Genomic DNA, 22,642 nt, shown 5'->3' with positions numbered 1-22,642 from the left:
CTCGCATCACATCACCGGGAGCACCCATCCATGTTCCTCAGCGCTCCACCCGAGGTCACGGCACGCCGAGTGGCTTCGCTGGGCACGCTGGTCTCCGCACTGGAAATGCTGAGCCAGACACGTAAGTTCGAAGACGGGGAGATGCTCAGCGGCCAGGTGGCCAACATGCGCCCCAGGTTCGCCAAGCGCTTTCCCCGGCTGACGCGCGCCCTCGAGTCGAAGAAGGCGGCCGTCGCCCTGTACGGGGTGCAGGCGGGTGCTTCCGCCGCCACGCTGATCTGGGGCCACAAGCGGGGAGTACGCACGGCGGGCAGCGCCGTCCTGGCGGTGACGGGCGCGGCCGGACGGCTGCGTTCCCCCTTCGGCGGTGACGGCGCCGACCAGCTCCAGCAGGTGATCAACGTCGTCCTCGCCTCGACCGGCACGTTCAAGGACGGCGACAAGGCCCGCGATGTGGCCATGCGCGCGCTGGCGCTCGAGACGACCATCTCCTACGTCGCTTCCGGCGTGGTCAAGCTCGTGTCGCCGGTCTGGCTCAGTGGAGAGGCGTTCAGCGGGGTCATCCGTACCCACAACTACGGGGACCAGCGCGTGTACCGGCTCGTGCACAAGTACCCAGTGGCGGGGAAGCTCGTGACGTGGGGAACGATCGCCGCGGAGGTCGCCTTCCCGCTGGTCTTCGTCCTGCCCAAGCCCGCGGCGAAGGCGTTCCTCGGTTCCATGACGCTGTTCCACCTCGGGATCGGGCAGTTCATGGGCCTCAACCGCTTCGTCCTGGCCTTCGGGGCCACGCACCCGGCTCTTCTGTACGTCTTCGACCAGAGCGACAAGCGCGCGGCGCTCGCCGGTCGGGCCGCCACGGCCGGACCTGTGGCCGCGTCCGCCGCGTAACGCGCGGACGCGGCGCCCGGCACGGGGGTGACACGGGCAGGCGCGAGCGGCTGGGCGGACCTCGGCGGTTCCCGACGCCGGCGGCCACGCGCGGGAACGGCCCGGTCACGGGCTACTCGGGGCTCACGACCACCGCCGTGCCGTACGCGCACACCTCCGTGCCCACGTCCGCCGCCTCCGTCACGTCGAAGCGGAACGCCAGGACGGCGTTGGCGCCACGCGCGCGTGCCTGCTCGACCAGCCGTTCCATCGCCTGGTTGCGGGTCTCCACGAGGGTCTTGGTCAGCCCCCGCAGCTCGCCGCCGACCAGCGACTTCAGCCCGGCGCCGATCTGGCTGCCGATGTGCCGGGAGCGCACGGTCAGGCCGAACACCTCGCCGATGACCTGCTGCACCCGGTGACCCGGTACGTCGTTCGTGGTGACGACCAGCACATCCGCCTGGGGCGTCTGGCCGCCGCCGTAATCGTCGATGCCCATGGTCAACAGCTTCGTACCGGGCGGCGCGGGGTGCATCCTGAGGGAACCCGGGGAACCCGGACCGTTCACCGGGCGTTGATAGCTTTGGGCGCGCGCTACCCGCCGCCGTAGTCTCCCCACCCCCTCAGGAGCCCGGAACCGTGACGACGCTTGCCCTCGGCCCGAGCTGGCTCGATCCGAACTACCTCCTCGACACGTTCGGCATCTGGGGCCTGCTCCTGATCGTCTTCGCGGAGTCGGGACTGCTGATCGGCTTCTTCCTGCCGGGTGACTCGCTGCTGTTCACCTGCGGCCTGCTGATCACGTCCAACCAGCTGAACTTCCCCCTGTGGGGGGCCATCGCCCTGATCTGCGTCGCCGCGATCCTCGGTGACCAGGCCGGTTACATGTTCGGCAAGAAGGTCGGCCCGTCGCTGTTCAACCGGCCCGACTCGCGGCTGTTCAAGCAGGAGAACGTCGTCAAGGCGCACGAGTTCTTCGAGAAGTACGGCCCGAAGTCCCTGGTCCTGGCCCGCTTCGTGCCCATCGTGCGCACGTTCACGCCGATCATCGCCGGCGTCAGCGGCATGCGGTACCGCTCGTTCCTGCTGTTCAACGTCATCGGCGGCGTCCTGTGGGGCGCGGGTGTGACCTTGCTGGGCTCGTGGCTGGGCAACATCGACTTCGTCAAGAACAACATCGAGGCGATCCTGATCCTGATCGTCCTCGTCTCGGTGGTCCCCATCGCCATCGAGTTCCTGCGCGCCCGCGCGAAGAGCAAGAACGCTCCGCAGCAGCAGCAGCAGCAGCAGCGGCAGCAGCAGCCCGCCCCGGCCCCGGTGCCCCCGGCCATGGACGACGCGACCACCCAGCTGCGCCGCATCGACCAGACGCCGGACCACCAGCCCCGGCAGCAGCCCTACGGCGACCAGTACGGCAACCAGTACGGCAATCAGTACGGCGACGAGCACTACGGCAACGGCGACGAGCACTACGGCCGGCAGTACCCGCAGGAGCCCCACGGGCAGCAGCGGTACCCGCAGCAGCCGTACCCCCAGGAGCCGTACCAGCAGGGCTACGGCCGGCCGCAGCCGTACAACGGCCAGTCCCCGTACCACCAGGGCTGAGCGGCCTCAGAAGCCCCTCGTCCGCTTGGCCGCGCGGCGCTTGTCGGCGGAGCCGACCCGCAGGAACAGCCGGGAGATCTCCGACCCCAGGTTCACCCCGATGGCGATGGCCATCGCCAGCGCGGCCGCCTTCGTCAGGGACACCAGCCCCTTGTCGACGTCGTTCTGCGCGATCGACAGCAGCCCGAAGTACGTCGCCGAACCCGGCAGCAGCGGCCCGATCGCCGCCGTCGTGTACGGCAGCGCGGAGACGAACCGGTACCGCGACAGCAACTGCCCGAACAGGCCGACGAGCCCCGCCGCGACGGCCGTGGACGCCACCGGCGAGAATTCCCCGGTGTCGTGCATCGCGCCGTACACGACCCACGCCACGCCCCCGTTCAGGGTCACCGCGAGGACCGTGGACCGCTCCTGCTGCAGCAGCACCGCGAAGGTCGCCGACAGCACCATGGACGCGGCGATCTGCACCAGCGGCCGGTGCTGGAGCCGCAGCGCCGCGTCGGGGTTGAGATGGGCCCCGAGCTGCACGCCGACGTAGAGCATCACCAGGACACCGATGACGATGCCGACGAAGAAGTACAGCACCTCCAGCAGCCGCGCCGAGGCGGTGATGTAGAAGCCGGTCAGGCCGTCCTGCACGCCCGCGACCAGAGCCCGCCCCGGCAGCAGGGCGAAGAGCCCACCGGTGATGACGGCGGACGCGTTCACGTCCGCGTGCGCCAGGGTCAGCGCGATGCCGATCGCGGCCGGCGGCATCGCGGCCACCGTGAACTGGTAGAACTCCGGCAGTCCGCGCCCCGCGCACAGCCACGCCAGCCGGTCGCCGAGCATCGCGCCCACCATGGCCGCCGCGAACACCTGCACGCCGCCGCCGACCAGCAGTGAGGCCGCACCGGCGAGCAGCCCGCTGGCCAGCGTCAGCACCCAGCTGGGGAACGGGTGGCGGTTGCGGCGGATCTCCGCCAGACGCCGGTAGGCCTCCTCCAGGGAGATGTGGGTCTCCGGGTCGCTCAGGTCGTCCACGAGCCGGAACACGGCCGCGAGCCGTGTGTAGTCGGTGCCCCGGCGCCGCACGGTCCGGGACGCGGTGACCGGGTCCTCCACCAGCGAGGGCTGGTAGGAGATCGCCAGCAGGGTGAAGGTGACGTTCGGCTCGCAGCGGTCCAGGCCGTAGGAGCGGCAGACCGCGAACATCGCCGCCTCCACGTCCTCGGCGCCCTCGCCGCCGGCCAGCAGCAGCTCGCCGATACGCAGCGTCAGGTCCAGCACGCGCGGGACGGCCGGGCCGCCCTCCTCGGGCTTGTGCGCCTTCTCCGGCGCCGGCCGCTCGGCCACCGGCATGCGCAGCATCGTGCGCATCCGGTCCTGCCACGGCACGTCCTTGGTGAGGCTGACCGCGGGTGTCCCGCCGGGCGGCGTGAAGGCCGGCGGGGCGCTCTTGGCGCTGTAGGTGCGCGGCGGGCTGAACGCCGAGCCCTCCGGCTCGGCCCCGGCCGGCTGCGGCGCCTCCAGGCCGTCCGGCAGCGCGAACTCGGACGTCGTCTCCGGCTCCCCGCCCACCTTGGGCACGGCGAGCCCCGCGGGAATCGCGAACTCGGACGTGACCTCGGAGTCGTAGCTGCTCCTCGCCTCGTCCGACTGCGGTTTGCGGTCCTCCGCCTCGCTCACTTGCAGCAGCACTCCCTGTACGACACTCCGTAGGCCTCAGTATGCGCACAGACGCCGGACGGGCCGCACGCGTGCGCGTGCGACCCGTCAGCGGTCTGCTGGGGCGTGCGGGGGCTCAGTGGCCGCCGTGCGCCTCGTTGCGCTTGATCGAGCGCTCGATCTCGGCCTCGGCGTCCGAGCGGCCGACCCAGTTGGCGCCTTCGACGCTCTTGCCCGGCTCGAGGTCCTTGTAGACCTCGAAGAAGTGCTGGATCTCCAGGCGGTCGAACTCCGAGACGTGGTGGATGTCGCGCAGGTGCTCCATCCGCGGGTCGGACGCGGGCACGCACAGCACCTTGTCGTCGCCGCCGGCCTCGTCGCGCATCCGGAACATGCCGATGGCGCGGCACTTCACCAGCACGCCGGGGAAGGTGGGCTCGTCCAGGATGACCAGCGCGTCCAGCGGGTCGCCGTCCTCGCCGAGGGTGCCCTCGATGTAGCCGTAGTCGGCCGGGTAGACCGTCGAGGTGAAGAGGTGCCGGTCCAGGCGGATCCGACCCGTCTCGTGGTCCACTTCGTACTTGTTCCGCGAACCCTTCGGGATCTCGATCGTGACGTCGAACTCCACCGGTGGCTCCTCCATGATCAACACATACTTCGGGTGATTAAGTGTCCCTCACGCCAGTGTGTGATCGCGAAAGGGGCTGGTGGTCGTGCCGGAACTGAAGCCCTGGCGGGCCGCGAGACCGCACATGGCGCGGATCGCGAACGCCGTACGGCCGCGACTGCGGCGCGCCGCCACCGTCACCGCCGCCCGGCTGCGCACCCGCGCCACCCGGCTGCGGCCCGTCAGAACCTGGCAGTACACAGCGGGTGCCGCCACCGTCGGTCTCGCACTGGCCGCCGGCGTCGTCACCGCCGCCGGCCCCTGGGACTCGGGTCAGCGTACGGCCGAACGGGAGTGGGCCGCCGCCCAGGAAGGCCCGGGTGGCGCAGATCACGGCCGTACGTCTGATTCGTCCGGATCCTCCGGGGCGGCGGGCGGGGTGCCCCGGCCCGCGCCCAGCGCGCCCGCCGTCCTCACCGGCCTCGGCGGCCCCGCGACCTCGGCACGGTCCGCGCCCGGCGCACCGGCCCTGGCCGCCCTCCTCGACCCGCTGCTGAAGGACCCCGCCCTCGGCGACCGGCACGCGGCCGCCGTCGTCGACCTGTCGACCGGCGGGCGCCTGTACGCCACCGGCGCCGACGAAACGCTCACCCCCGCCTCCACCACGAAGATCGCCACCGCGGTCGCCGCGCTCTCGGCCATGGGCGGCGACCACCGCCTCACCACGCGCGCCGTGCTGGAACCGGACACCCGCGAGCTGATCCTGGTCGGCGGCGGCGACCCGACCCTGACCGCCCACGCGGACACCGGCGGCTGGGCGAGCCTGCGCACCCTGGCCGCGTCCACCGCCGCCGCCCTGAAGCAGCGCGGCGTGAGCGAGGTGACGCTGTCGTACGACACCAGCCTGTACGCCGGGCCCGAACGTCACCCGATCGGGGAGAACGAGAACCTCGCCCCGGTCACCGCCCTCATGGTGGACGAAGGCCGCCTGAACGACTCGACGTCCGGCACCGCGGACCGCTCACGCGAACCCGCGGCGGACGCCACCCGCCGGTTCGCCGACCTCCTGCACGCGCAGGGCATCCGCACCACGCCCCCCGGCCCCTCCAAGGCCACCGCGCGTGCGCAGACGCTCGCCACGGTGACGTCCCCGCCGCTGTCCGACCTGGTCGAGCGGATGCTCACCAACAGCGACAACGACATCGCCGAGCACCTGGCCCGCCAGACCGCCCTCGCCACCGGCGTCCGCCCCGACTTCACCGGCGGCGGTGAGGCGATCCACCGCCGGCTCGCGGCGCTCGGCCTGCCCCTGGCGGGGGCCGTCTTCCACGACGGCAGCGGCCTCGACCGCACCGACCGCCTCACGGCCCACCTCCTGACCGCCCTCCTGGTCACCGCCGCCGACCCCGCCCGCCCCGACCTGCGCCCCGTCCTCACCGGCCTGCCCGTCGCCGGCTTCACCGGCACCCTGACCACCCGCTACACGGACGGCGCCGCCGGCATCGTCCGCGCCAAGACCGGCACCCTGTCCCACGTCAACACCCTCGCCGGCACCGTCGTCGACCACCAGGGCCACGTCCTGGCCTTCGCCTTCCTGGCCGCGGGAACGACCGACGCCGACGCGGCCCAGCGCGCCCTGGACCGGGCCGCCACCGCACTGGCGGGCTGAACCGGACCGCCGCGACGCCCGTCCCACGGCCTGCCCCCAGCGGGAACGCTCACGTACGGTTGACACATGACGAGCATCGGTGGTGCCGCATCTGCTGGGATGATCGACTGGAATCTCGCGGTCGCGACCGCGACCCGGCTCGTACGGCCGGGCCCCGAAGTCAGCCGCGAGGAGGCCCGTGACGTCGTCACGGAACTGCGCCGGCACGCCAAGGCCTCGGAGGAGCACGTCCGGGGCTTCACTCGTATGGGGACCGGCGAGATCCACGACACCCCGGTCCTCGTCGTCGACCGCCCGGGCTGGGTGAAGGCGAACGTCGCCGGGTTCCGCGAGATCCTCAAGCCGCTGCTGCAGAAGATGCAGGAGCGCCGCGGCAGCACCCCCGGCGGACAGGTCCTCGGCGCCGTCGGCGGCAAGGTCACCGGCGTCGAACTGGGCATGCTCCTGTCCTTCCTCGCCTCCCGCGTCCTCGGCCAGTACGAGACCTTCGCCCCCTCCACCCGCGAACTCCCGGCCGGCGAGCAGGGCGGCGGCCGCCTGCTGCTCGTCGCCCCCAACATCGTCCACGTCGAGCGCGAACTCGACGTCCAGCCGCACGACTTCCGCCTCTGGGTCTGCCTGCACGAGGAGACGCACCGCACGCAGTTCAGCGCCGTGCCGTGGCTGCGCGACCATCTGGAGGGCGAGATCCAGTCGTTCCTCGCCGAGACCGACGTCGACCCCATGACCATCCTGGAGCGCATCCGCGAGGCCGCCCAGTCGCTGGCCGGCGGCCGCCCCGAGGGCGAGGAGGACGACGGCGGCCGCTCCCTCGTGGAGATCGTCCAGACCCCCGCCCAGCGGGAGATCCTCGGCCGCCTCACCGCCGTGATGAGCCTGCTGGAGGGCCACGCCGACTTCGTGATGGACGGCGTCGGCCCGTCCGTCGTGCCCTCCGTCGCCGAGATCCGCGAGAAGTTCCAGCAGCGCCGCGCCAAGGGCGCCTCCCGCCTGGACCTCGCCCTGCGCAAACTGCTCGGCCTGGACGCCAAGCTGCGGCAGTACCGGGACGGCGAGCGCTTCGTACGCGCCGTCGTCGACGAGGTCGGCATGGACGGCTTCAACCGCGTGTGGACCTCCCCGAACACACTCCCGACCAAGGCGGAGATCTCCAAACCGGCGGACTGGGTCGCGCGGGTGCACCGCAGGCCCGAGGCGTGAACGGCGGACCACCGTGGTGAACACGATCCGGCCGACGGCAGGAGAACGCCCCCGCAATCACCCGTCCGAGGGACCGTGAGCCGTGGACAGGCGTGCAATGCTCGGGTCACCGCCCGTTTCTGTCACCATCTACACACTCTGAGTGACCGACTCGGGTTCACCCCCCGACGAGCTTCCTGAAGGGAACCGGACATGGGTCCCCATCCTGCGGTCGCGGCGATACGCCTGGCGGTCCGCCGCGTCCTCCACGACATCCTCACCGAACAGCACGCCTCCCCGGCTGCCGCCTCCGCCGGGACCGCCCTCCTCGAGCGCCCGCCCGCGCCGCTCGTGCTCGTGGCCTGCTCCGGCGGCGCCGACTCCATGGCGCTCGCCTCCGCCCTCGCCTTCGAGGCCCCCCGGCTCGGGATCCGCGCCGGCGGCATCACCGTCGACCACGGCCTGCAGCCCGGCTCCGACCTGCGCGCCGCCGAAGTCGTCCTGCGCCTGACCGACCTCGGCCTCGCACCCGTGGAGTCCACCGCCGTCACCGTCGGCCGCGACGGAGGCCCCGAGGCCGCCGCCCGGGACGCCCGCTACGCCGCCCTCGACGACGCCGCCGAACGCCACGGCGCCGCCGCGATCCTGCTCGGCCACACCCGCGACGACCAGGCCGAGACCGTCCTGCTCGGCCTCGCCCGCGGCTCCGGCATCCGCTCCCTGTCCGGCATGGCCGCGGTCTCGGGGGCCGGCGGCCGTTACCGGCGCCCCTTCCTCCAACTCGACCGGCAGACCGCCCGCAAGGCCTGCATGGTCCAGTCCCTGCCCGTCTGGGACGACCCGCACAACACCGACCCCGCCTACACCCGCTCCCGGCTGCGCCACGAGGGCCTGCCCGCCCTGGAGAAGGCCCTCGGCAAAGGCGTCGTGGAAGCCCTCGCCCGCACGGCCCAGCTCTCCCGCGACGACGCCGACGCCCTCGACGCCTGGGCCAGCCAGGCCGAGGCCGGCGTGCGCGACGCGGCCGGCCGGCTGGAGTGCGCCAAGCTCTACGCCCTCCCGCCCGCCGTACGCCGCAGGATCCTGCGCCGCGCCGCCATCGAGGCCGGTGCCCCGGCCGGTTCCCTCTTCGCCCGGCACATCGAGGAGATGGACCGGCTGATCACCGGCTGGCGCGGTCAGGGAGCCATCAATCTGCCCGGCAAAGTCGTCGCCCAGCGCCAGGGTGGCAGACTGGTGATTCGGCAAGGCTGAGTCCCGACCCCTTTCGCACCTGCGGCAGGGGCCGGACCGGCCGGTGGGACGACCGACCGAAAGTGATGCGGGTGGACGCGAACGACATGGGTGCCGACCTTCAGCAGGTGCTCATCACCAAAGAAGAGATCGACGCGAAGCTGGCCGAGCTGGCCGCGAAGATCGACGCGGAGTACGCGGGCAAGGACCTGCTGATCGTCGGTGTGCTCAAGGGCGCCGTGATGGTCATGGCCGACCTGGCCCGGGCGCTGTCCACCCCCGTCACCATGGACTGGATGGCCGTCTCCTCCTACGGCGCGGGCACCCAGTCCTCCGGTGTCGTGCGGATCCTCAAGGACCTCGACACCGACATCAAGGGCCGCCACGTCCTGATCGTCGAGGACATCATCGACTCCGGCCTGACCCTGTCCTGGCTGATCAACAACCTCGGCTCGCGCGAGCCCGCCTCGCTGAAGGTGTGCACGCTGCTGCGCAAGCCGGACGCCGCGAAGGTCGCCATCGACGTGGAGTGGGTCGGCTTCGACATCCCCAACGAGTTCGTCGTCGGCTACGGCCTCGACTACGCCGAGAAGTACCGCAACCTGCCGTTCGTCGGTACGCTCGCGCCTCACGTCTACGGCGGCTAGCCCACCCGGGCACGGTTCCCGCGACGATCGGGAACCCCGGCGGGGCTCCCTCCGTTGGAGCATGCAGACGGGTTCCCCAGCGCTCCCGTGCGGCTTCGGACGCCAAGGCTGGGGTACCGTCAGAAGAACTGTCTTATCAAACTCACTATGGCAGGAGGGACGGGGCGGCACCGCTCCGTGTGGATGGACGTGAAGCGATACTTCCGTGGGCCGGTCATGTGGATCGTGCTGGCCGTCCTTGCCGTGGTCGTGTTGATGCAGGTCGTCGGCTCGTCCGGCGGCTACAAGACGGTGGACACCTCCCAGGTCGTCCAGGCCATCAACGACAACAAGGTCGAGCAGGCCAAGCTCACCACCGGCGACGAGCAGAACATCAAGGTCGAGCTGAAGGACGGCGTCAAGGTCGACGGCAGCTCGAAGATCCAGGCCAGCTACATCGGCGACCAGGGGGTGACCATCGCCGGGACGCTGCAGACCAAGTTCCAGGACAAGCAGATCCCGAAGGGCTACACGGTCTCGCCCTCGAAGCAGAACCCGTTCCTCGGGATCCTGCTCTCCCTGGGGCTGCCGCTGGTCCTCATCGTGGTGGTCTTCCTGTTCCTGATGAATCAGATGCAGGGCGGCGGCAGCCGCGTGATGAACTTCGGCAAGTCCAAGGCCAAGCTCATCACCAAGGACACCCCCAAGACGACGTTCACCGACGTCGCCGGCTGCGACGAGGCCGTCGAGGAGCTCCAGGAGATCAAGGAGTTCCTCCAGGAACCGGCCAAGTTCCAGGCCGTCGGCGCCAAGATCCCCAAGGGTGTGCTGCTCTACGGCCGCCCGGGCACCGGCAAGACCCTGCTCGCGCGCGCCGTCGCCGGCGAGGCGGGCGTCCCGTTCTACTCGATCTCCGGTTCCGACTTCGTCGAGATGTTCGTCGGTGTCGGTGCCTCCCGAGTCCGTGACCTGTTCGAGCAGGCCAAGGCGAACGCCCCGGCGATCGTCTTCGTCGACGAGATCGACGCGGTCGGCCGCCACCGCGGCGCCGGCCTCGGCGGCGGCCACGACGAGCGCGAGCAGACCCTGAACCAGCTGCTCGTCGAGATGGACGGCTTCGACGTGAAGGGCGGCGTCATCCTGATCGCCGCCACCAACCGGCCCGACATCCTCGACCCGGCGCTGCTGCGCCCCGGACGCTTCGACCGGCAGATCGCCGTCGACCCGCCGGACCTGCAGGGCCGTCTGGAGATCCTCAAGGTCCACCAGAAGGGCAAGCCGGTCGCCCCGGACGTCGACCTGTCGGCCGTCGCCCGGCGCACCCCCGGCATGACCGGTGCCGACCTGGCCAACGTGCTGAACGAGGCGGCGCTGCTCACGGCCCGCTCCAACCAGAAGCTGGTCGACAACAAGATGCTCGACGAGGCGATCGACCGCGTCGTCGCCGGCCCGCAGAAGCGGACCCGCATCATGTCGGACAAGGAGAAGAAGATCACCGCGTACCACGAGGGCGGACACGCCCTGGTCGCGGCGGCCTCACCGAACTCCGACCCGGTCCACAAGATCACCATCCTGTCCCGCGGCCGCGCCCTGGGCTACACGATGGTGCTGCCGGACGAGGACAGGTACTCCACCACCCGCAACGAGATGCTCGACCAGCTCGCCTACATGCTGGGCGGTCGCGCGGCCGAGGAACTGGTCTTCCACGACCCCACCACGGGCGCCGCGAACGACATCGAGAAGGCCACCAACCTGGCCCGCGCGATGGTCACCCAGTACGGCATGACCGAGCGTCTCGGCGCGATCAAGTTCGGCGGCGACAACAGCGAGCCGTTCCTGGGCCGTGAGATGGCTCACCAGCGCGACTACTCCGAGGAGGTCGCCGCGCTGGTGGACGAGGAAGTCAAGAAGCTCATCGAGACCGCGCACAACGAGGCCTGGGAGATCCTGGTCGAGAACCGCGACGTGCTCGACAACCTCGTCCTGCAGCTGCTGGAGAAGGAGACGCTGGGCAAGGAGGAGATCGCCGAGATCTTCGCCCCCATCGTCAAGCGCCCGCCGCGGCCCGCGTGGACGGGTTCCTCCCGGCGCACGCCGTCCACCCGTCCGCCGGTGCTCTCCCCGAAGGAGCTCGCCCTGACGAACGGCGCCAACGGCGCGACGGCCGCGATCAGCACGGCGAAGTCGACGGCGGCGGACCCCGCCCCCACGACCGAGCCGGCGCGTGAGGACCGCCCCGAGAGCTGAGCCGTTCCGGCCACCGGGCCGGAATGGATGCCGCGCCCCCCGGGTTCTAGCCTGGGGGGCGCGGCTTTTCGTATACCGCGGTTTTGCAGCGCGTGGCCTCCCACGTGTGACAGGTACAGGAACGAGGAACCAGATGACCGACCCCGTGACGCTGGACGGCGAAGGCACCATCGGCGAGTTCGACGAGAAGCGTGCCGAGAACGCCGTACGCGAACTCCTCATCGCGGTCGGCGAGGACCCGGACCGCGAGGGCCTCAGGGAGACGCCGGGGCGCGTGGCCCGGGCGTACAAGGAGATATTCGCGGGCCTGTGGCAGAAGCCCGAGGATGTCCTGACCACGACGTTCGACATCGGCCACGACGAGATGGTGCTGGTGAAGGACATCGAAGTGTTCTCGACCTGTGAGCACCATCTCGTGCCGTTCCGGGGCGTGGCCCACGTCGGCTACATCCCGTCCACCAGCGGGAAGATCACCGGCCTGTCCAAGCTGGCGCGGCTCGTGGACGTCTACGCCCGCCGCCCCCAGGTGCAGGAACGACTCACCACGCAGGTCGCGGACGCCCTGATGGAGATCCTGGAGCCGCGCGGGGTCATCGTGGTCATCGAGTGCGAGCACATGTGCATGTCGATGCGCGGTATCCGCAAGCCCGGCGCGAAGACCATCACCTCCGCCGTGCGCGGTCAGCTGAGGGACGCGGCGACCCGCAACGAGGCGATGAGCCTGATCATGGCCAACTGAGGCCGGTCACCACGAGCCCGCGAGCTCGTACGGGGCGGTGTCACGCGGGGTGGGCCGCCCCGTTGTTGTTTTCGTCTTCGTCTTCGGGGAGCTTGCAGACTCGCTCCAGGAACAGCGCTGCCGCTATCACGGCGATGCCTGCGACGACCGACAAGCCGGCGTAGATGGCCTGGTCGCGGCGGGCCGGGATGTCCAGGAGTTCCAGCAGGAGGACGCCCGTGCCGCCGTACATGCCGGCGACGAGGGCGGCGACCAGCGCGCTGGCCTGGCCGAAGACGACCGCCCGGGCCGCCATCAGCGGGTCCACGCCCTTGGCGTCGGGGACGCGGTCGCGCTGCGCCTTGAGGCGGGCCCGCAGCGACAGCGCCGTGGCCAGCAGGACCACCGCGATCAGCGCGAGGACGATGGGGGCGGCCAGGGGGACGCTGGGCAGCGTCCCCACCGAGTTCCACAGGCGGGCGCCGGCCCAGGACAGGATCCCGGCGACGACGAACACACCGACCAGCGCCCTGATGCGCAGCTCTCTCACGGTGACCCTTCAGCTCCCCCGGACCGGGTGGACGGGCGGCTCCCGTCCTGTGCGGCCGCGCACGCGGCCCCGCGTCGACCTTAACGACTACTCGGGCAGGTGGAGTTCCAGGTCCTTGCGGGGCGCGACACCCTCTCGGGTGACGGTGTCCAGGAGCTGCCCGATCATGCCTCGGCCGGGCAGTTCGGCGTCGGGTTCGACGTCGTACCAGGGGGCGAGGACGAAGGCGCGCTCGTGGGCGCGCGGGTGGGGGAGGGTGAGGTGCGGGTCCTCGGAGACGACACCGGCGTAGGCGACGATGTCGACGTCGAGGGTGCGTGCGCCCCAGCGCTCGGTGCGCACCCGGTGGAAGGCCTCCTCCACCGCGTGCGCCCGCTCCAGCAGGGAGGACGGGGGCAGGGTGGTCTTCACCAGCACGACGGCGTTGAAGTACGACGGCTGGCTGCCGGGGTCCACGCCCCACGGCTCGGTCTCGTAGACCGGGGAGACGGCCTTGACGCGCACGCCCGGCGTGTCCTCCAGGGCGTCGATGGCGCCCTGGAGGGTCTCCAGCCGGTTGCCGAGGTTGGAGCCGAGGGCGATCACGGCCCGTTTCGGGTTCTGCAGCGTGGTGTCGGCGGCGTCGACCTGCTCGACGACGGAGGCGGGTACCGGCTGGACGGTCGGGTCGCTGTGACCCTTGGTGAAGGGTGCAGTCATACTCGGCTCCGGGTGATCGTGACGGTCACGTCGTCGAAGGGGACGGTGATCGGGGCGTCCGGCTTGTGGACGCACACCTCGACCTCCTTGACCCCCTCGTGCTTCAGACACACCTGGGCGATGCGCTCGGCGAGGGTCTCGATGAGGTTCACGGGCTCGCCCTCCACGGCGGCCACGACCTCCTCGGCCACGATGCCGTAGTGCACGGTCTTCGCCAGGTCGTCGTCCGCCGCGGCCGGCCGGGTGTCCAGGCCGATCACGAGGTCCACGATGAAGGTCTGGCCCTCTTCGCGTTCCTTGGGGAACACACCGTGGTGCCCGCGGGCCTTCAGGCCGCGCAGCGCGACACGATCCACGCGAATCACTCCTGCAATCGTCGGGTGCGGCCGGTCCGTACCGCGTGCGGGCGGTGCGTCGGCCTCAGTCGAATCTACCTGCGGGCACCGACAGCGCCGGGCCACGGGTCGGCGGGCCGGCGCGGTTCGGACAGGGTTCACCGCGTGTTTCCCCTGGGAAACCCGCTGGCTCACGGGCTGGTGGCCGCTTCGGCCCGGGCGCCCGTGATTCCAGCCACTTCCTGGCCTCGCGGGTGGTCCCGTAGATCACCTACCCACTCAGGAGGGTGACTCCTCGTCCTCGTCCTCGTCGTTTTCGGCCAGAACGGGCGAGGCGTGGTGCGACCAGAGCTTCCACCCCTCCGGCGTGCGCCGGAACACGTTCGTGGCGACCACGAGCTGGCCGACGAGCGGTCCCAGCTCCTCGCCTTCGGTGGGGGCGGGGCCGCCGCTGAGGATGTTCTCGGTGCAGGTGACCACGGCTGTGTCGCCGGTGACCGAGACATGCACGTCGGTGAGGAAGAACTGGATGTAGTCGGTGTTGGCCATGATCAGCGCGTACGAGCGCAGGACCTCGCCGCGGCCGGTGAGCACGGGCCAGCCGGGGTGTACGCAGGAGACCACGCCGGCGTCGGCCGGGTCGTGGTAGGTCTCGTCGACGCCCAGGTCGGCCGGGGTGAGCCAGGCCGAGGCGACCTCCTCGAAGTCCCCTCGCTCCAGTGCCTCGTAGAAGGCCGTGTTGGCGGCCTCGACCTGTTCGACGTCGGTGTGCGGGGCGCTCACCGGGCTCCTTCGGGCCCGCGGGTACCGGGCTCGGGGGAGGCGGGGTCCACGGAGGGCTCAGGGCGCGCGGGGGTGCCAGGGTGCGCGGGGGTGCCAGGGTGCGCGTCGGGCGCCGTGCGCGCCCCTTCCACGGCGCGGGCGACCCGTACCGCGTCCGCGGTGGCGCGGACCTCGTGGACGCGGACCGCCCAGGCGCCGGCGTGTGCGGCGAGCGCGGAGACGGCTGCCGTGGCGGCGTCGCGTTCGCGGGCGGGCGGCGGTGCGCCGTCGGGACCGGCCAGGATGCGGCCGAGGAACCGCTTGCGGGAGGCGGCGATGAGCAGCGGATGGCCGAGCGCGTGGAGCCGGTGGGCGTGGGCGAGGAGGGCGAGGTCGTGCTCGGCGTCCTTGGAGAAGCCGAGGCCCGGGTCGACGATGATCCGGTCGGGGGTGATGCCGCCGTCGAGGGCGGCCTGCACGCGTGCGTGGAGCTCGTCGACGACTTCGGTGACGACGTCGGCGTAGTGGCCCGGGACGTTGCCGCCCTGGAGGAAGCCGCGCCAGTGCATGACGACGAAGGGGGCGCCGGCGTCGGCGACGGCGGGGATCATCGAGGGGTCGGCCATGCCGCCGCTGACGTCGTTGACGAGGGCGGCGCCGGCCGCGAGGGACTGGGCGGCGACCCGGGCGCGCATGGTGTCCACGGAGACGACGACGCCCTCGGAGGCGAGGCCCCGTACGACGGGGATGACCCGGCGCAGTTCCTCGTCCTCGTCGACGCGGGTGGCGCCGGGGCGGGTCGACTCGCCGCCGACGTCGACCAGGTCGGCGCCCTGGGCGACGAGGTCGAGGCCGTGCTTGACGGCGGCGGTCGTGTCGAACCAGCGGCCGCCGTCGGAGAAGGAGTCGGGGGTGACGTTCACGACACCCATGACCGCGCAGCGGTCCCAGTCCGGAAGGCCCGCGGCGCGTCGGCGTCCGCTGTGGTTGCTCATATGTTCAGCGTAGGCCCCTCACCGGGGCCGTATCGCCGGACGGCCCGGGCGCGGGCCCCGGTGACGGCGGGGACCCGTGCGCGGGCCGTCCGGGTCGGCCGGGGCGCCCCGCGCGCGGGGACGCGGGGCGGGTGTCCACGCGTGCGTGGACGGGTGGGCGGCATGCGCGCGGGGGTCAGGCCGCGCGTACGTCGCGTTCGGCCACGCCGTGGGCGCACGGGCGCTGGGCGGCGGTGCGGCGGCGCAGGAAGCGCGGCAGCGGCGGGGCGAGGTTCACGAAGCCCTCGGCCTGCATGTAGGCGAAGCCGATGCGGGGCAGGTCGGCGGAGGCGCGGTAGACGATGAAGCGCGGCTCCCAGCGCGGCTGGAACTTGGCGTTGAACTTGTACAGCGACTCGATCTGGAACCAGCGCGAGAGGAAGATCAGCAGCCCGCGCCAGGTGCGCAGCACCGGGCCGGCGCCGAGCTTCTCGCCGCGGGCGAGCGCGGAGCGGAAGACGGCGAAGTTCAGCGAGATGCGCTCGATGCCGAGCTTCGGGGCGGCCTGCAGGGCGGCCACGATCAGCAGTTCGTTCATGCCGGGGTCGGCGCTGCGGTCGCGTCGCATCAGGTCGAGCGAGACGCCGTCCTTGCCCCAGGGCACGAAGTGCAGGATCGCCTTGAGGTCGCCGTACGCGCCGGGTTCGTCGTCGGCCTTGTGCGCGGTGGCGACGAGGCAGTCCGCGTCGGCGGGGTCGCCGAGGCGGCCCAGCGCCATGGAGAAGCCGCGCTCGGTGTCGGTGCCGCGCCAGTCGTCGGCCGCGCGCCGGATGCGATCCAGCTCGGCCTCGCCGAGGTCACCGATACGCCGTACTCGCGTCTCGTAACCGGCCCGCTCGATGCGCTTGACCATCTGGCGCACGTTGCGCATCGCACGCCCGGAGAGGGAGAAATCCTTGACGTCCACCACCGCCTCGTCGCCCAGTTCGAGGGCGTCGAGGCCGGTCTCGCGGGTCCATACCTCGCCGCCGGTCTCGGAGCAGCCGACCACGGCGGGCGTCCAGGAGTGGGCCTTGGCCTCGTCCATGAAGCGCTCGATGGCGCCCGGCCAGGCCTCGACGTCGCCGATGGGGTCGCCGCTGGCGAGCATGACGCCGGAGACGACGCGGTAGGTGACGGCGGCCTTGCCGCTGGGGGAGAAGACGACGGCCTTGTCGCGGCGCAGCGCGAAGTGGCCGAGGGAGTCGCGTCCGCCGTGCTTGGCGAGCAGGTCGCGCAGCCGTGCCTCGTCGTCCTCGGTGAGGCGGGCGGCCGGGTGCTCGGGGCGGAAGGCCAGGTAGATGGTGGTGACGGCGGTGAGCCAGCCGAGCGCGCCGAGGGAGAAGGCGACGGTCCAGGAGGTGTTGCCCTGGTAGTCGACCGGTCCCTCGAAGCCGAACAGGCCGTAGATCACATGCGTGATCCGGTCGGCCAGGCTCGGGTCGCCGACCATCCGGTTCGGGTGGACGCTGACGATGATCAGCCCCAGCACGAGGGATCCGGCGCTCATGAGGACGAAGTTGGCCAGGGCCCGCCAGCGGCTGCGCGGGTCGGGCAGGGCCGTGAACTGGTCGCGGTGCAGGATCAGCGGCGCGAGCAGCGCGGCGGAGATCAGCACCCCGATGACCGAGTGCCGGTACACGAACTGGGCCACGGCGCCGACCGGCAGCAGCACGACGGCGGCGCGCCAGGCGCGGCGCTTGCCGCGCTTGAGGCCGTGGGCGAGCAGCAGCAGCAGGATTCCGTCGGCCAGCGAGACCGCCGCCGCGAACGGCCCGAACGAGCCGGGCAGCACTTCGGCGATCGCGTGCATACGGCTGTGCCTGAACCGCGGGAAGACCCCCGCGGCGATGTCCAGGACACCCACGAGCGCGGCCGCTCTGCCGACGAGGACCGGACTGGCCTCGGGGCGCGGGCCGCGCACGAAGCGCCGTACCCGGCTTGATCGGCTCGGAACCCCGTCCGACATTTCCCCATCTTCCCTGACAGACATCGCATCCCGTAGTTCTGCGAGAGACCTTGAACCCGGTGCCGTATCGGGCATCCGGCGACATTGCGTCCTCTAGGACGGTGTCCAGGGGAGAGAGGTTCACTCGCCCCGTCAAAGCCGGTTCAAAGGCCGAGAAAAGTCCGGGGCAAGCCTTCGCGAAGGAAGCGGGGGGATGCGCCGGTCCCGGATGGAAAGCGCAGGCAGGAACACCCCATGGGTCTCACGAGCAAGAAGGTGCTGTTGCTGGCGATCGTGGTCGCCGCGGTGCTGTTCGTCGGCACGGTGTGGCTGTGGCCGCGTCTGTCGCGCCGCAACTGGCGCGCGATCGCCGGGCGGGTCGGGCTGCTGCTCGTCACGCAGGTGACGCTGTTCGCGTGCGTGGGACTCGCGGCGAACCGTTCCTTCGGCTTCTACGCCAGCTGGGCCGACCTCTTCGGGCAGGAGAACGGTGCCGGTGTGGTCGTCGACCACAACGCGCACGGCCCCGACGGCGGCCCGCTCCAGGTGCTCGACACCCGCAAGGTCAGCAAGGCGGGCGGGGGCCGGCCGGAGATCGGTGGGCAGATCCAGAAGGTCGCCATCACCGGCGCCAAGACCCGCATCGCCACGCCCGCGTACGTCTACCTGCCGCCGGAGTACTTCCAGAAGCAGTACGCCAAGCGCGCGTTCCCCGCGGCCGTCGTCCTGACGGGCTACCCCGGGACGGCGGAGGCGCTCGTGGACAAGCTGCACTACCCGCGCACCGCGCGCGATCTCGCCAAGCAGGGCCGGATGCAGCCGATGATCCTGGTGATGATGCGGCCGACGGTCGCGCCCCCGCGCGACACCGAGTGTGTGGACGTGCCGGGCGGCCCGCAGACGGAGACGTTCTTCGCCAAGGACCTGCCGCAGGCGGTGTCGGCCCACTACCGGGTGGGTCACGGCCCGGGCTCCTGGGGCGTCATAGGTGATTCCACCGGCGGTTACTGCGCTCTGAAGTTCGCCATGCACCACCCGGACGCGTACGCGGCGGCCGTGGGCCTCTCCCCCTATTACAAGGCGCCCGTCGACCCGACCACGGGCGACCTCTTCCACGGTGACAAGCAGCTGCGCAACCGCGCCGACCTGATGTGGTGCCTCAAGCACATGCCGGCGCCCGACACCTCACTGCTCGTCACCAGCAGCAAGGTGGGGGAGAACAACTACAAGAGCACGACGAAGTTCATCGACGCGGTGAAGGCGACCGGTACGACCCGTATCTCGTCGATCATCCTCGACAGCGGCGGGCACAACTTCAACACGTGGCGGCGCGAGATCCCCGAGTCGCTGGCGTGGCTCAGCGGCCGGCTGACGGCGGGCTGACGCGGGCCGACCGCAGCCCTTGCGCCCCTTGCCTTTTGCTGATGCTCCGTGAACCCTTGCCCATGGCTCTGTTTTTACGGGGCGGGGCTTCACGAGCCGCCTACGCGCGGTAAGTTTCTGGCCATGCCACGTGGACGTCACCGCCATTCCCCGCCCTTGCACAGGGTGCTGCCGCCGTCGGCGATCGCAGGTGTCTCGGTCGTCTGCGCCCTAGGCCCCTGGGTGTCCACGGACGCCCTGGTGCTGCGGATCCTGGCCGGGGCGGGCGCGGTGACGGCCGTCCTCGGCGCGTTCGTCATGCGGCGCTGGGACATCCAGGCGGGCAAGCAGGTGGCCGACCTCACGCGCGCGCGTGCCAGCGACGAGTGGCGCTACGAGGAGCGGGTCGCCGAACTGGAGACCGACCTGGAGGAGTCGCGCGAACTGCGCGCCAAGCTCGAGCAGCGGCTGCGGGCCAAGCGCACGGAGCTGGCGGGCCTGCGCAACGAGCACGCGGCCCTGCTGCGCCGTTACGCCACGGCGGAGACGGAGCGGGCCAGCGCCCTGGAGGGCCGGCGCCTGCTCGAACTCGAGGCCCCGGTACGCGCACTGCCGCCGGCGGCCCCGAAGGACGACGCCGCGGACAAGCCGGTGGGCCCGGCCCCGGCGGCCTTCTCCCGGGAGGGCGCGCGCCTGTTCCAGGCGGCGAACGCGGCGCTGATCCGCCTCGCCACCGGCGCCGAGCGGGAGGACGAGGACGAGGGGAAGTCCGGGGCGGCCGACGCGCAGGAGCACGCGGCCGCCGCCGGCGAGAAGCCGGAGAGCCAGGGCAGCGGTCACTTCGCCGTGCCGACCGCCGTGGCCGTCGTACCGCCGGCGCCGCCGGTACGACGTCCTGTGACGGAGGGCGAGTTCGACTTCTTCGGTACGAAGTCGTCGCCGACGCCCGCGGCCCTGGAGGCCGTGCAGAACGAGGACCTCGCCGACGTGGTCGGCCAGGAGGCGCTCGCGCTGCACAAGGCGGAGTCCGCCTTCAAGCCGGCCGACGACACCACGCCCCGCGCGGGCCAGGTCATCGACCTGACGGCCCACGACGAGACGGAGCAGATCGACGTGCAGAGCTTGCGCAGCGCAGCGTCCTGACTCCGTCGGTTTGTCAGGAGGGGTGGGCTGGGCGGGGCCTGCGCTCTGTGGTGGGCGGTGCTGTGGTTGTCCGTTTCCTGGGCGCCCGGAGCGGGTGTGTCGTCGTCTGCGGGTGCGTGGGTGGTTGCTCGCGCCGTTCCCCGCGCCCCTTTTGTGCCTGCGGCGGCCCCTTGCTGTCCGGTGGGTGGTTGCGGTCTCGCCTGCGGTGGTCTGTGAGTCGGGGCCGGGGTGGGGGGTGTCCGTCCTCGGTCCGGCCGCCCGTTTCCGACGAGGGGCGCCGTTGCCCGGTGCCGGACGCTGCGGGCGGACACCCCCCACCCCGTCCCCTTCCCGCCGTCGGCGCCTGCGGCCCGTCGCACCTACTGGGTCCGGTGCGGGGCGCGGGGCGGGCGGTCCGTTCAGGCGGGCGGTCACCGTAGACACCTAGGGGCGCGGGGAACTGCGCGACCAGCCACGACGCACCCGCATCCGACAACGCACCCCTGGCGCCGCAGGCACAACGCACCCAGCGCCGCAGGCTCACGTCATCCAGCGGTCCGCCCGCGCAGCCCGTCGGCCCGTTCGGGAGCGTTCCGCCTGGCTTCGCAGCAACTCCGCCGCCTCCCCCGCATCCCGCAACCGCGCCGTGACCGTCTTGTCGGCGCCCGTGTCCACGTGCACGTCGGCCAGCCCCCACAGCCGCTCCCACGGCCCCTGCGTGACCCGTACGCTCTGCACCTTGGCGTGCGGCACGAGCGCGAGACGCCGTCGCAGCAAGCCGTGCCGCGCGGCGAACACCTCTCCGGTGACCGCGAGCCCGTAGCCCCGCCACCACACCGGCACGCACCACCCGGCCCGCCGCGAAGGCCGTGACAGCGACGGCATCGCCGGTACGACCACCCCGGGCAGCACGCGTGCGACGACCGCCTCGGCGACCTCGCGCGGCGCGACCGGCACGAGCACCGAGTTCGACGACCCGGCCACGTCCAGCTCCACCCGCACCCACCCCCGGCGGCGCCACAGCAGCGGCTGCACGATCCGCACCGTCTGCACCCGCCCCGGCGGCACCGTCTCGTGGCTGCGGTCCAGCAGGCCCCGGTCGATGCGCAGCCCGTCCGGCGACTCGCCGACCGTCCAGTCGTACTCCGCCACGAACCGCCCCACACTGCTCGCCCCGGCCGTACCGAGCAGCGGCGCCGCGGTCGCGAGGACCGTCCACAGGCTGTGGGTGACCAGCCACAGCACCGGCGGGACGACGAGCGCGGCGACCAGCGAACCCCATGTGGCCCCCGTCAGAGCCAGCGACAGCGCGAGCACCCGCGGCGGCACGCGCAGCACCTCGCGGGCCGGCGCCTCCCCGACCTCGTGCGCCGTCTCGGGCGCGAACCCGGCGGCGCGCGCCAGCAGTTCCGCGCGCAGCGCGCGCGCCTCGCGCTCGCCGAGGAACGCCAGCTCGTCCTTCTTCTCCGCGCCGACCACGTCGAGCCGCAGCTTCGCCACCCCCGCGATCCGCGCGAGCAGCGGCTGCGTGACGTCGATCGCCTGGATGCGTTCCAGCCGGATGTGCGCGCTCCGGCGGAACAGCAGGCCGGTGCGGATGCGCAGCTCCGAGTCGGTCACCGCGTAGTGCGTGAACCACCAGGTCAGAAAGCCGTACAGGGCGGCCGCCGGGACGATGACGGCGAGCGCGAGCAGCAGCGTGGTGGTGGTCAGCCGGGTCAGCTGCCGCTGCGCCTGGTCGGGGTCGTGCACCGCCCAGCCCACGATCACCGCGATCGGCGCCCACGCCCGCCGCAACGGCGTCACCGGATGCAGCCGCCGCTCGACGACGGCCACCTCCCCGCCGGCACCGACGACGGCCGGCTCCGCGCCCGTGCCGCCGGCGGCCCCGTGCGCCGTCACAGTCCCGCCGATCGGGCCTCGCCCAGCTCGGTGAGCCGGTCGCGCAGCCGTTCCGCCTCGGCCGGGTCCAGGCCGGGGATGGCCGCGTCGGTCGCCGCGGCCGCCGTGTGCAGCTGCACGCCGGCCAGCCCGAAGTACCGCTCGACGGGACCGGAGGTGACCTCCACCAGCTGCATCCGCCCGTACGGCACGACGGTCTCCTCGCGCCACAGCACACCCCGGCTGATCAGCAGGTCGTCGGCGCGCTCGGCGTACCGCCAGGAGCGCCAGTTGCGGCCGAGCAGCACCCAGCCCCATACCGCCGCCGCAGCCGAAGGCAGCACCGCGAAGGCCGCCCACGCCGGACCGACGAGCAGCCCCAGCAGCAGCCCGCCGGTCAGGGCGATCACCCCCAGCCACGCCACCAGCAGCAGCCGTCGCATCCGCAGCAGCCCCGGTGGCAGGCCCGTCCACACGGGCTCCACCCCCTGCGCCGTCGTCCCCGTGTCCGCCGCATCCCGCCGGTCGTGCGGGCTCCCCGTCTCCATGCGGCCAGCGTACGTAGGAGA

Annotated in this window: 21 protein-coding genes; 10 read left to right on the top strand and 11 right to left on the bottom strand. The window is 72.0% G+C overall.

Translation table 11 applies throughout. From position 1 onward, the window contains the following. Nucleotides 1–30: 30 nt before the first annotated feature. Nucleotides 31–891 carry a hypothetical protein gene (locus AB0E88_RS24015; RefSeq protein ID WP_361633821.1) on the top strand — a complete coding sequence of 287 codons (861 nt, stop codon included), beginning with the start codon at nucleotides 31–33 and terminating at the stop codon, nucleotides 889–891. A 112-nt stretch (nucleotides 892–1,003) separates the two neighbouring features. Here the strand turns inward: AB0E88_RS24015 and AB0E88_RS24010 are convergent, their stop codons facing one another. After that, entirely contained in the window at nucleotides 1,004–1,369 is a 366-nt protein-coding gene (locus AB0E88_RS24010) for a YbjQ family protein (protein WP_361633818.1), read from the bottom strand. A 140-nt stretch (nucleotides 1,370–1,509) separates the two neighbouring features. On the opposite strand from AB0E88_RS24010, the gene AB0E88_RS24005 reads away from it, so the two are divergent. Further along, a complete protein-coding gene (locus tag AB0E88_RS24005; RefSeq protein ID WP_361633815.1) occupies nucleotides 1,510–2,475 on the top strand; it encodes a VTT domain-containing protein in 966 nt (321 codons plus the stop codon). A 6-nt stretch (nucleotides 2,476–2,481) separates the two neighbouring features. On the opposite strand, the gene AB0E88_RS24000 is transcribed toward AB0E88_RS24005, so the two are convergent. Both AB0E88_RS24000 and AB0E88_RS23995 read right to left on the bottom strand, forming a co-directional pair. After that, nucleotides 2,482–4,143 carry a threonine/serine exporter family protein gene (locus AB0E88_RS24000; RefSeq protein ID WP_361633813.1) on the bottom strand — a complete coding sequence of 554 codons (1,662 nt, stop codon included), beginning with the start codon at nucleotides 4,141–4,143 and terminating at the stop codon, nucleotides 2,482–2,484. 115 nt (nucleotides 4,144–4,258) lie between these two features. Then, nucleotides 4,259–4,750: an inorganic diphosphatase gene (locus tag AB0E88_RS23995; RefSeq protein ID WP_361633932.1), complete on the bottom strand. Its 492-nt coding sequence runs from the start codon at nucleotides 4,748–4,750 to the stop codon at nucleotides 4,259–4,261. 124 nt (nucleotides 4,751–4,874) lie between these two features. On the opposite strand from AB0E88_RS23995, the gene dacB reads away from it, so the two are divergent. The 6 genes from dacB to folE all read left to right on the top strand — a co-directional run bounded on the left by dacB (nucleotide 4,875) and on the right by folE (nucleotide 12,422). Continuing rightward, nucleotides 4,875–6,398 (top strand): D-alanyl-D-alanine carboxypeptidase/D-alanyl-D-alanine-endopeptidase, encoded by a 1,524-nt coding sequence (dacB, locus tag AB0E88_RS23990; RefSeq protein ID WP_361633929.1) that lies wholly within the window; start codon nucleotides 4,875–4,877, stop codon nucleotides 6,396–6,398. Nucleotides 6,399–6,464: 66 nt separating this feature from the next. Then, a complete protein-coding gene (locus AB0E88_RS23985) occupies nucleotides 6,465–7,598 on the top strand; it encodes a zinc-dependent metalloprotease (protein WP_361633810.1) in 1,134 nt (377 codons plus the stop codon). Between the two features lie 192 nt (nucleotides 7,599–7,790). After that, nucleotides 7,791–8,831, top strand: coding sequence for a tRNA lysidine(34) synthetase TilS (gene tilS / locus AB0E88_RS23980; RefSeq protein ID WP_361633807.1), 1,041 nt, complete (start codon nucleotides 7,791–7,793; stop codon nucleotides 8,829–8,831). A 65-nt stretch (nucleotides 8,832–8,896) separates the two neighbouring features. Next, nucleotides 8,897–9,457, top strand: a complete 561-nt coding sequence (gene hpt, locus AB0E88_RS23975) for a hypoxanthine phosphoribosyltransferase (protein ID WP_361633926.1) — start codon at nucleotides 8,897–8,899, stop codon at nucleotides 9,455–9,457. A 183-nt stretch (nucleotides 9,458–9,640) separates the two neighbouring features. Further along, nucleotides 9,641–11,683, top strand: a complete 2,043-nt coding sequence (gene ftsH / locus AB0E88_RS23970) for an ATP-dependent zinc metalloprotease FtsH (protein WP_361633804.1) — start codon at nucleotides 9,641–9,643, stop codon at nucleotides 11,681–11,683. A 133-nt stretch (nucleotides 11,684–11,816) separates the two neighbouring features. Next, nucleotides 11,817–12,422, top strand: a complete 606-nt coding sequence (gene folE / locus AB0E88_RS23965; RefSeq protein ID WP_361633801.1) for a GTP cyclohydrolase I FolE — start codon at nucleotides 11,817–11,819, stop codon at nucleotides 12,420–12,422. A gap of 40 nt (nucleotides 12,423–12,462) precedes the next feature. Here the strand turns inward: folE and AB0E88_RS23960 are convergent, their stop codons facing one another. The 6 genes from AB0E88_RS23960 to AB0E88_RS23935 all read right to left on the bottom strand — a co-directional run bounded on the left by AB0E88_RS23960 (nucleotide 12,463) and on the right by AB0E88_RS23935 (nucleotide 17,729). Next, a complete protein-coding gene (locus AB0E88_RS23960) occupies nucleotides 12,463–12,951 on the bottom strand; it encodes a DUF3180 domain-containing protein (protein ID WP_361633798.1) in 489 nt (162 codons plus the stop codon). An 87-nt stretch (nucleotides 12,952–13,038) separates the two neighbouring features. Then, on the bottom strand, nucleotides 13,039–13,650 hold the full coding sequence (gene folK, locus AB0E88_RS23955) for a 2-amino-4-hydroxy-6-hydroxymethyldihydropteridine diphosphokinase (protein ID WP_361633795.1): 612 nt from the start codon (nucleotides 13,648–13,650) through the stop codon (nucleotides 13,039–13,041). Beyond that, the gene (folB, locus tag AB0E88_RS23950) at nucleotides 13,647–14,006 is read right to left on the bottom strand and encodes a dihydroneopterin aldolase (protein ID WP_361633792.1); all 360 of its coding nucleotides are present in this window, start codon (nucleotides 14,004–14,006) and stop codon (nucleotides 13,647–13,649) included. Before folB ends, folK begins: the two co-directional genes overlap by 4 nt. Nucleotides 14,007–14,264: 258 nt before the next feature. Next, nucleotides 14,265–14,768, bottom strand: coding sequence for a nuclear transport factor 2 family protein (locus AB0E88_RS23945; RefSeq protein ID WP_361633790.1), 504 nt, complete (start codon nucleotides 14,766–14,768; stop codon nucleotides 14,265–14,267). Beyond that, nucleotides 14,765–15,742 carry a dihydropteroate synthase gene (folP, locus tag AB0E88_RS23940; protein WP_361633787.1) on the bottom strand — a complete coding sequence of 326 codons (978 nt, stop codon included), beginning with the start codon at nucleotides 15,740–15,742 and terminating at the stop codon, nucleotides 14,765–14,767. Before folP ends, AB0E88_RS23945 begins: the two co-directional genes overlap by 4 nt. A 175-nt stretch (nucleotides 15,743–15,917) precedes the next feature. Continuing rightward, nucleotides 15,918–17,729 carry a phosphatidylglycerol lysyltransferase domain-containing protein gene (locus AB0E88_RS23935; RefSeq protein WP_361633784.1) on the bottom strand — a complete coding sequence of 604 codons (1,812 nt, stop codon included), beginning with the start codon at nucleotides 17,727–17,729 and terminating at the stop codon, nucleotides 15,918–15,920. 234 nt (nucleotides 17,730–17,963) lie between these two features. Between AB0E88_RS23935 and AB0E88_RS23930 the strand changes: the two genes are divergently transcribed. Further along, nucleotides 17,964–19,091, top strand: a complete 1,128-nt coding sequence (locus AB0E88_RS23930) for an alpha/beta hydrolase-fold protein (protein ID WP_361633781.1) — start codon at nucleotides 17,964–17,966, stop codon at nucleotides 19,089–19,091. A 123-nt stretch (nucleotides 19,092–19,214) separates the two neighbouring features. Next, a complete protein-coding gene (locus AB0E88_RS23925) occupies nucleotides 19,215–20,213 on the top strand; it encodes a hypothetical protein (protein WP_361633779.1) in 999 nt (332 codons plus the stop codon). A 519-nt stretch (nucleotides 20,214–20,732) separates the two neighbouring features. On the opposite strand, the gene AB0E88_RS23920 is transcribed toward AB0E88_RS23925, so the two are convergent. Together AB0E88_RS23920 and AB0E88_RS23915 are read right to left on the bottom strand one after the other, a co-directional pair. Continuing rightward, nucleotides 20,733–22,028, bottom strand: coding sequence for a PH domain-containing protein (locus tag AB0E88_RS23920; protein ID WP_361633923.1), 1,296 nt, complete (start codon nucleotides 22,026–22,028; stop codon nucleotides 20,733–20,735). A 62-nt stretch (nucleotides 22,029–22,090) separates the two neighbouring features. After that, nucleotides 22,091–22,621: a PH domain-containing protein gene (locus tag AB0E88_RS23915; RefSeq protein WP_361633776.1), complete on the bottom strand. Its 531-nt coding sequence runs from the start codon at nucleotides 22,619–22,621 to the stop codon at nucleotides 22,091–22,093. Nucleotides 22,622–22,642 lie beyond the last annotated feature (21 nt).

It is taken from the genome of Streptomyces sp. NPDC028635, assembly GCF_040637635.1.
GTDB lineage: Bacteria > Actinomycetota > Actinomycetes > Streptomycetales > Streptomycetaceae > Streptomyces.
The sequence above is the reverse complement of the archived record's forward strand: the minus strand, read 5'-3'. Positions and strand labels throughout refer to the sequence as shown.

Excerpts from the sequence above, each read along its gene's own strand:
- AB0E88_RS24015 (WP_361633821.1), top strand. The coding sequence starts at position 31 with ATGTTCCTCAGCGCTCCACCCGAGGTCACGGCACGCCGAGTGGCTTCG.
- AB0E88_RS24010 (WP_361633818.1), bottom strand. The coding sequence starts at position 1,369 with ATGGGCATCGACGATTACGGCGGCGGCCAGACGCCCCAGGCGGATGTG.
- dacB (WP_361633929.1), top strand. The coding sequence starts at position 4,875 with ATGGCGCGGATCGCGAACGCCGTACGGCCGCGACTGCGGCGCGCCGCC.
- AB0E88_RS23985 (WP_361633810.1), top strand. The coding sequence starts at position 6,465 with ATGACGAGCATCGGTGGTGCCGCATCTGCTGGGATGATCGACTGGAAT.
- tilS (WP_361633807.1), top strand. The coding sequence starts at position 7,791 with ATGGGTCCCCATCCTGCGGTCGCGGCGATACGCCTGGCGGTCCGCCGC.
- hpt (WP_361633926.1), top strand. The coding sequence starts at position 8,897 with ATGCGGGTGGACGCGAACGACATGGGTGCCGACCTTCAGCAGGTGCTC.
- ftsH (WP_361633804.1), top strand. The coding sequence starts at position 9,641 with ATGGACGTGAAGCGATACTTCCGTGGGCCGGTCATGTGGATCGTGCTG.
- folE (WP_361633801.1), top strand. The coding sequence starts at position 11,817 with ATGACCGACCCCGTGACGCTGGACGGCGAAGGCACCATCGGCGAGTTC.
- folK (WP_361633795.1), bottom strand. The coding sequence starts at position 13,650 with ATGACTGCACCCTTCACCAAGGGTCACAGCGACCCGACCGTCCAGCCG.
- folP (WP_361633787.1), bottom strand. The coding sequence starts at position 15,742 with ATGAGCAACCACAGCGGACGCCGACGCGCCGCGGGCCTTCCGGACTGG.
- AB0E88_RS23935 (WP_361633784.1), bottom strand. The coding sequence starts at position 17,729 with ATGTCGGACGGGGTTCCGAGCCGATCAAGCCGGGTACGGCGCTTCGTG.
- AB0E88_RS23930 (WP_361633781.1), top strand. The coding sequence starts at position 17,964 with ATGGGTCTCACGAGCAAGAAGGTGCTGTTGCTGGCGATCGTGGTCGCC.
- AB0E88_RS23925 (WP_361633779.1), top strand. The coding sequence starts at position 19,215 with ATGCCACGTGGACGTCACCGCCATTCCCCGCCCTTGCACAGGGTGCTG.
- AB0E88_RS23915 (WP_361633776.1), bottom strand. The coding sequence starts at position 22,621 with ATGGAGACGGGGAGCCCGCACGACCGGCGGGATGCGGCGGACACGGGG.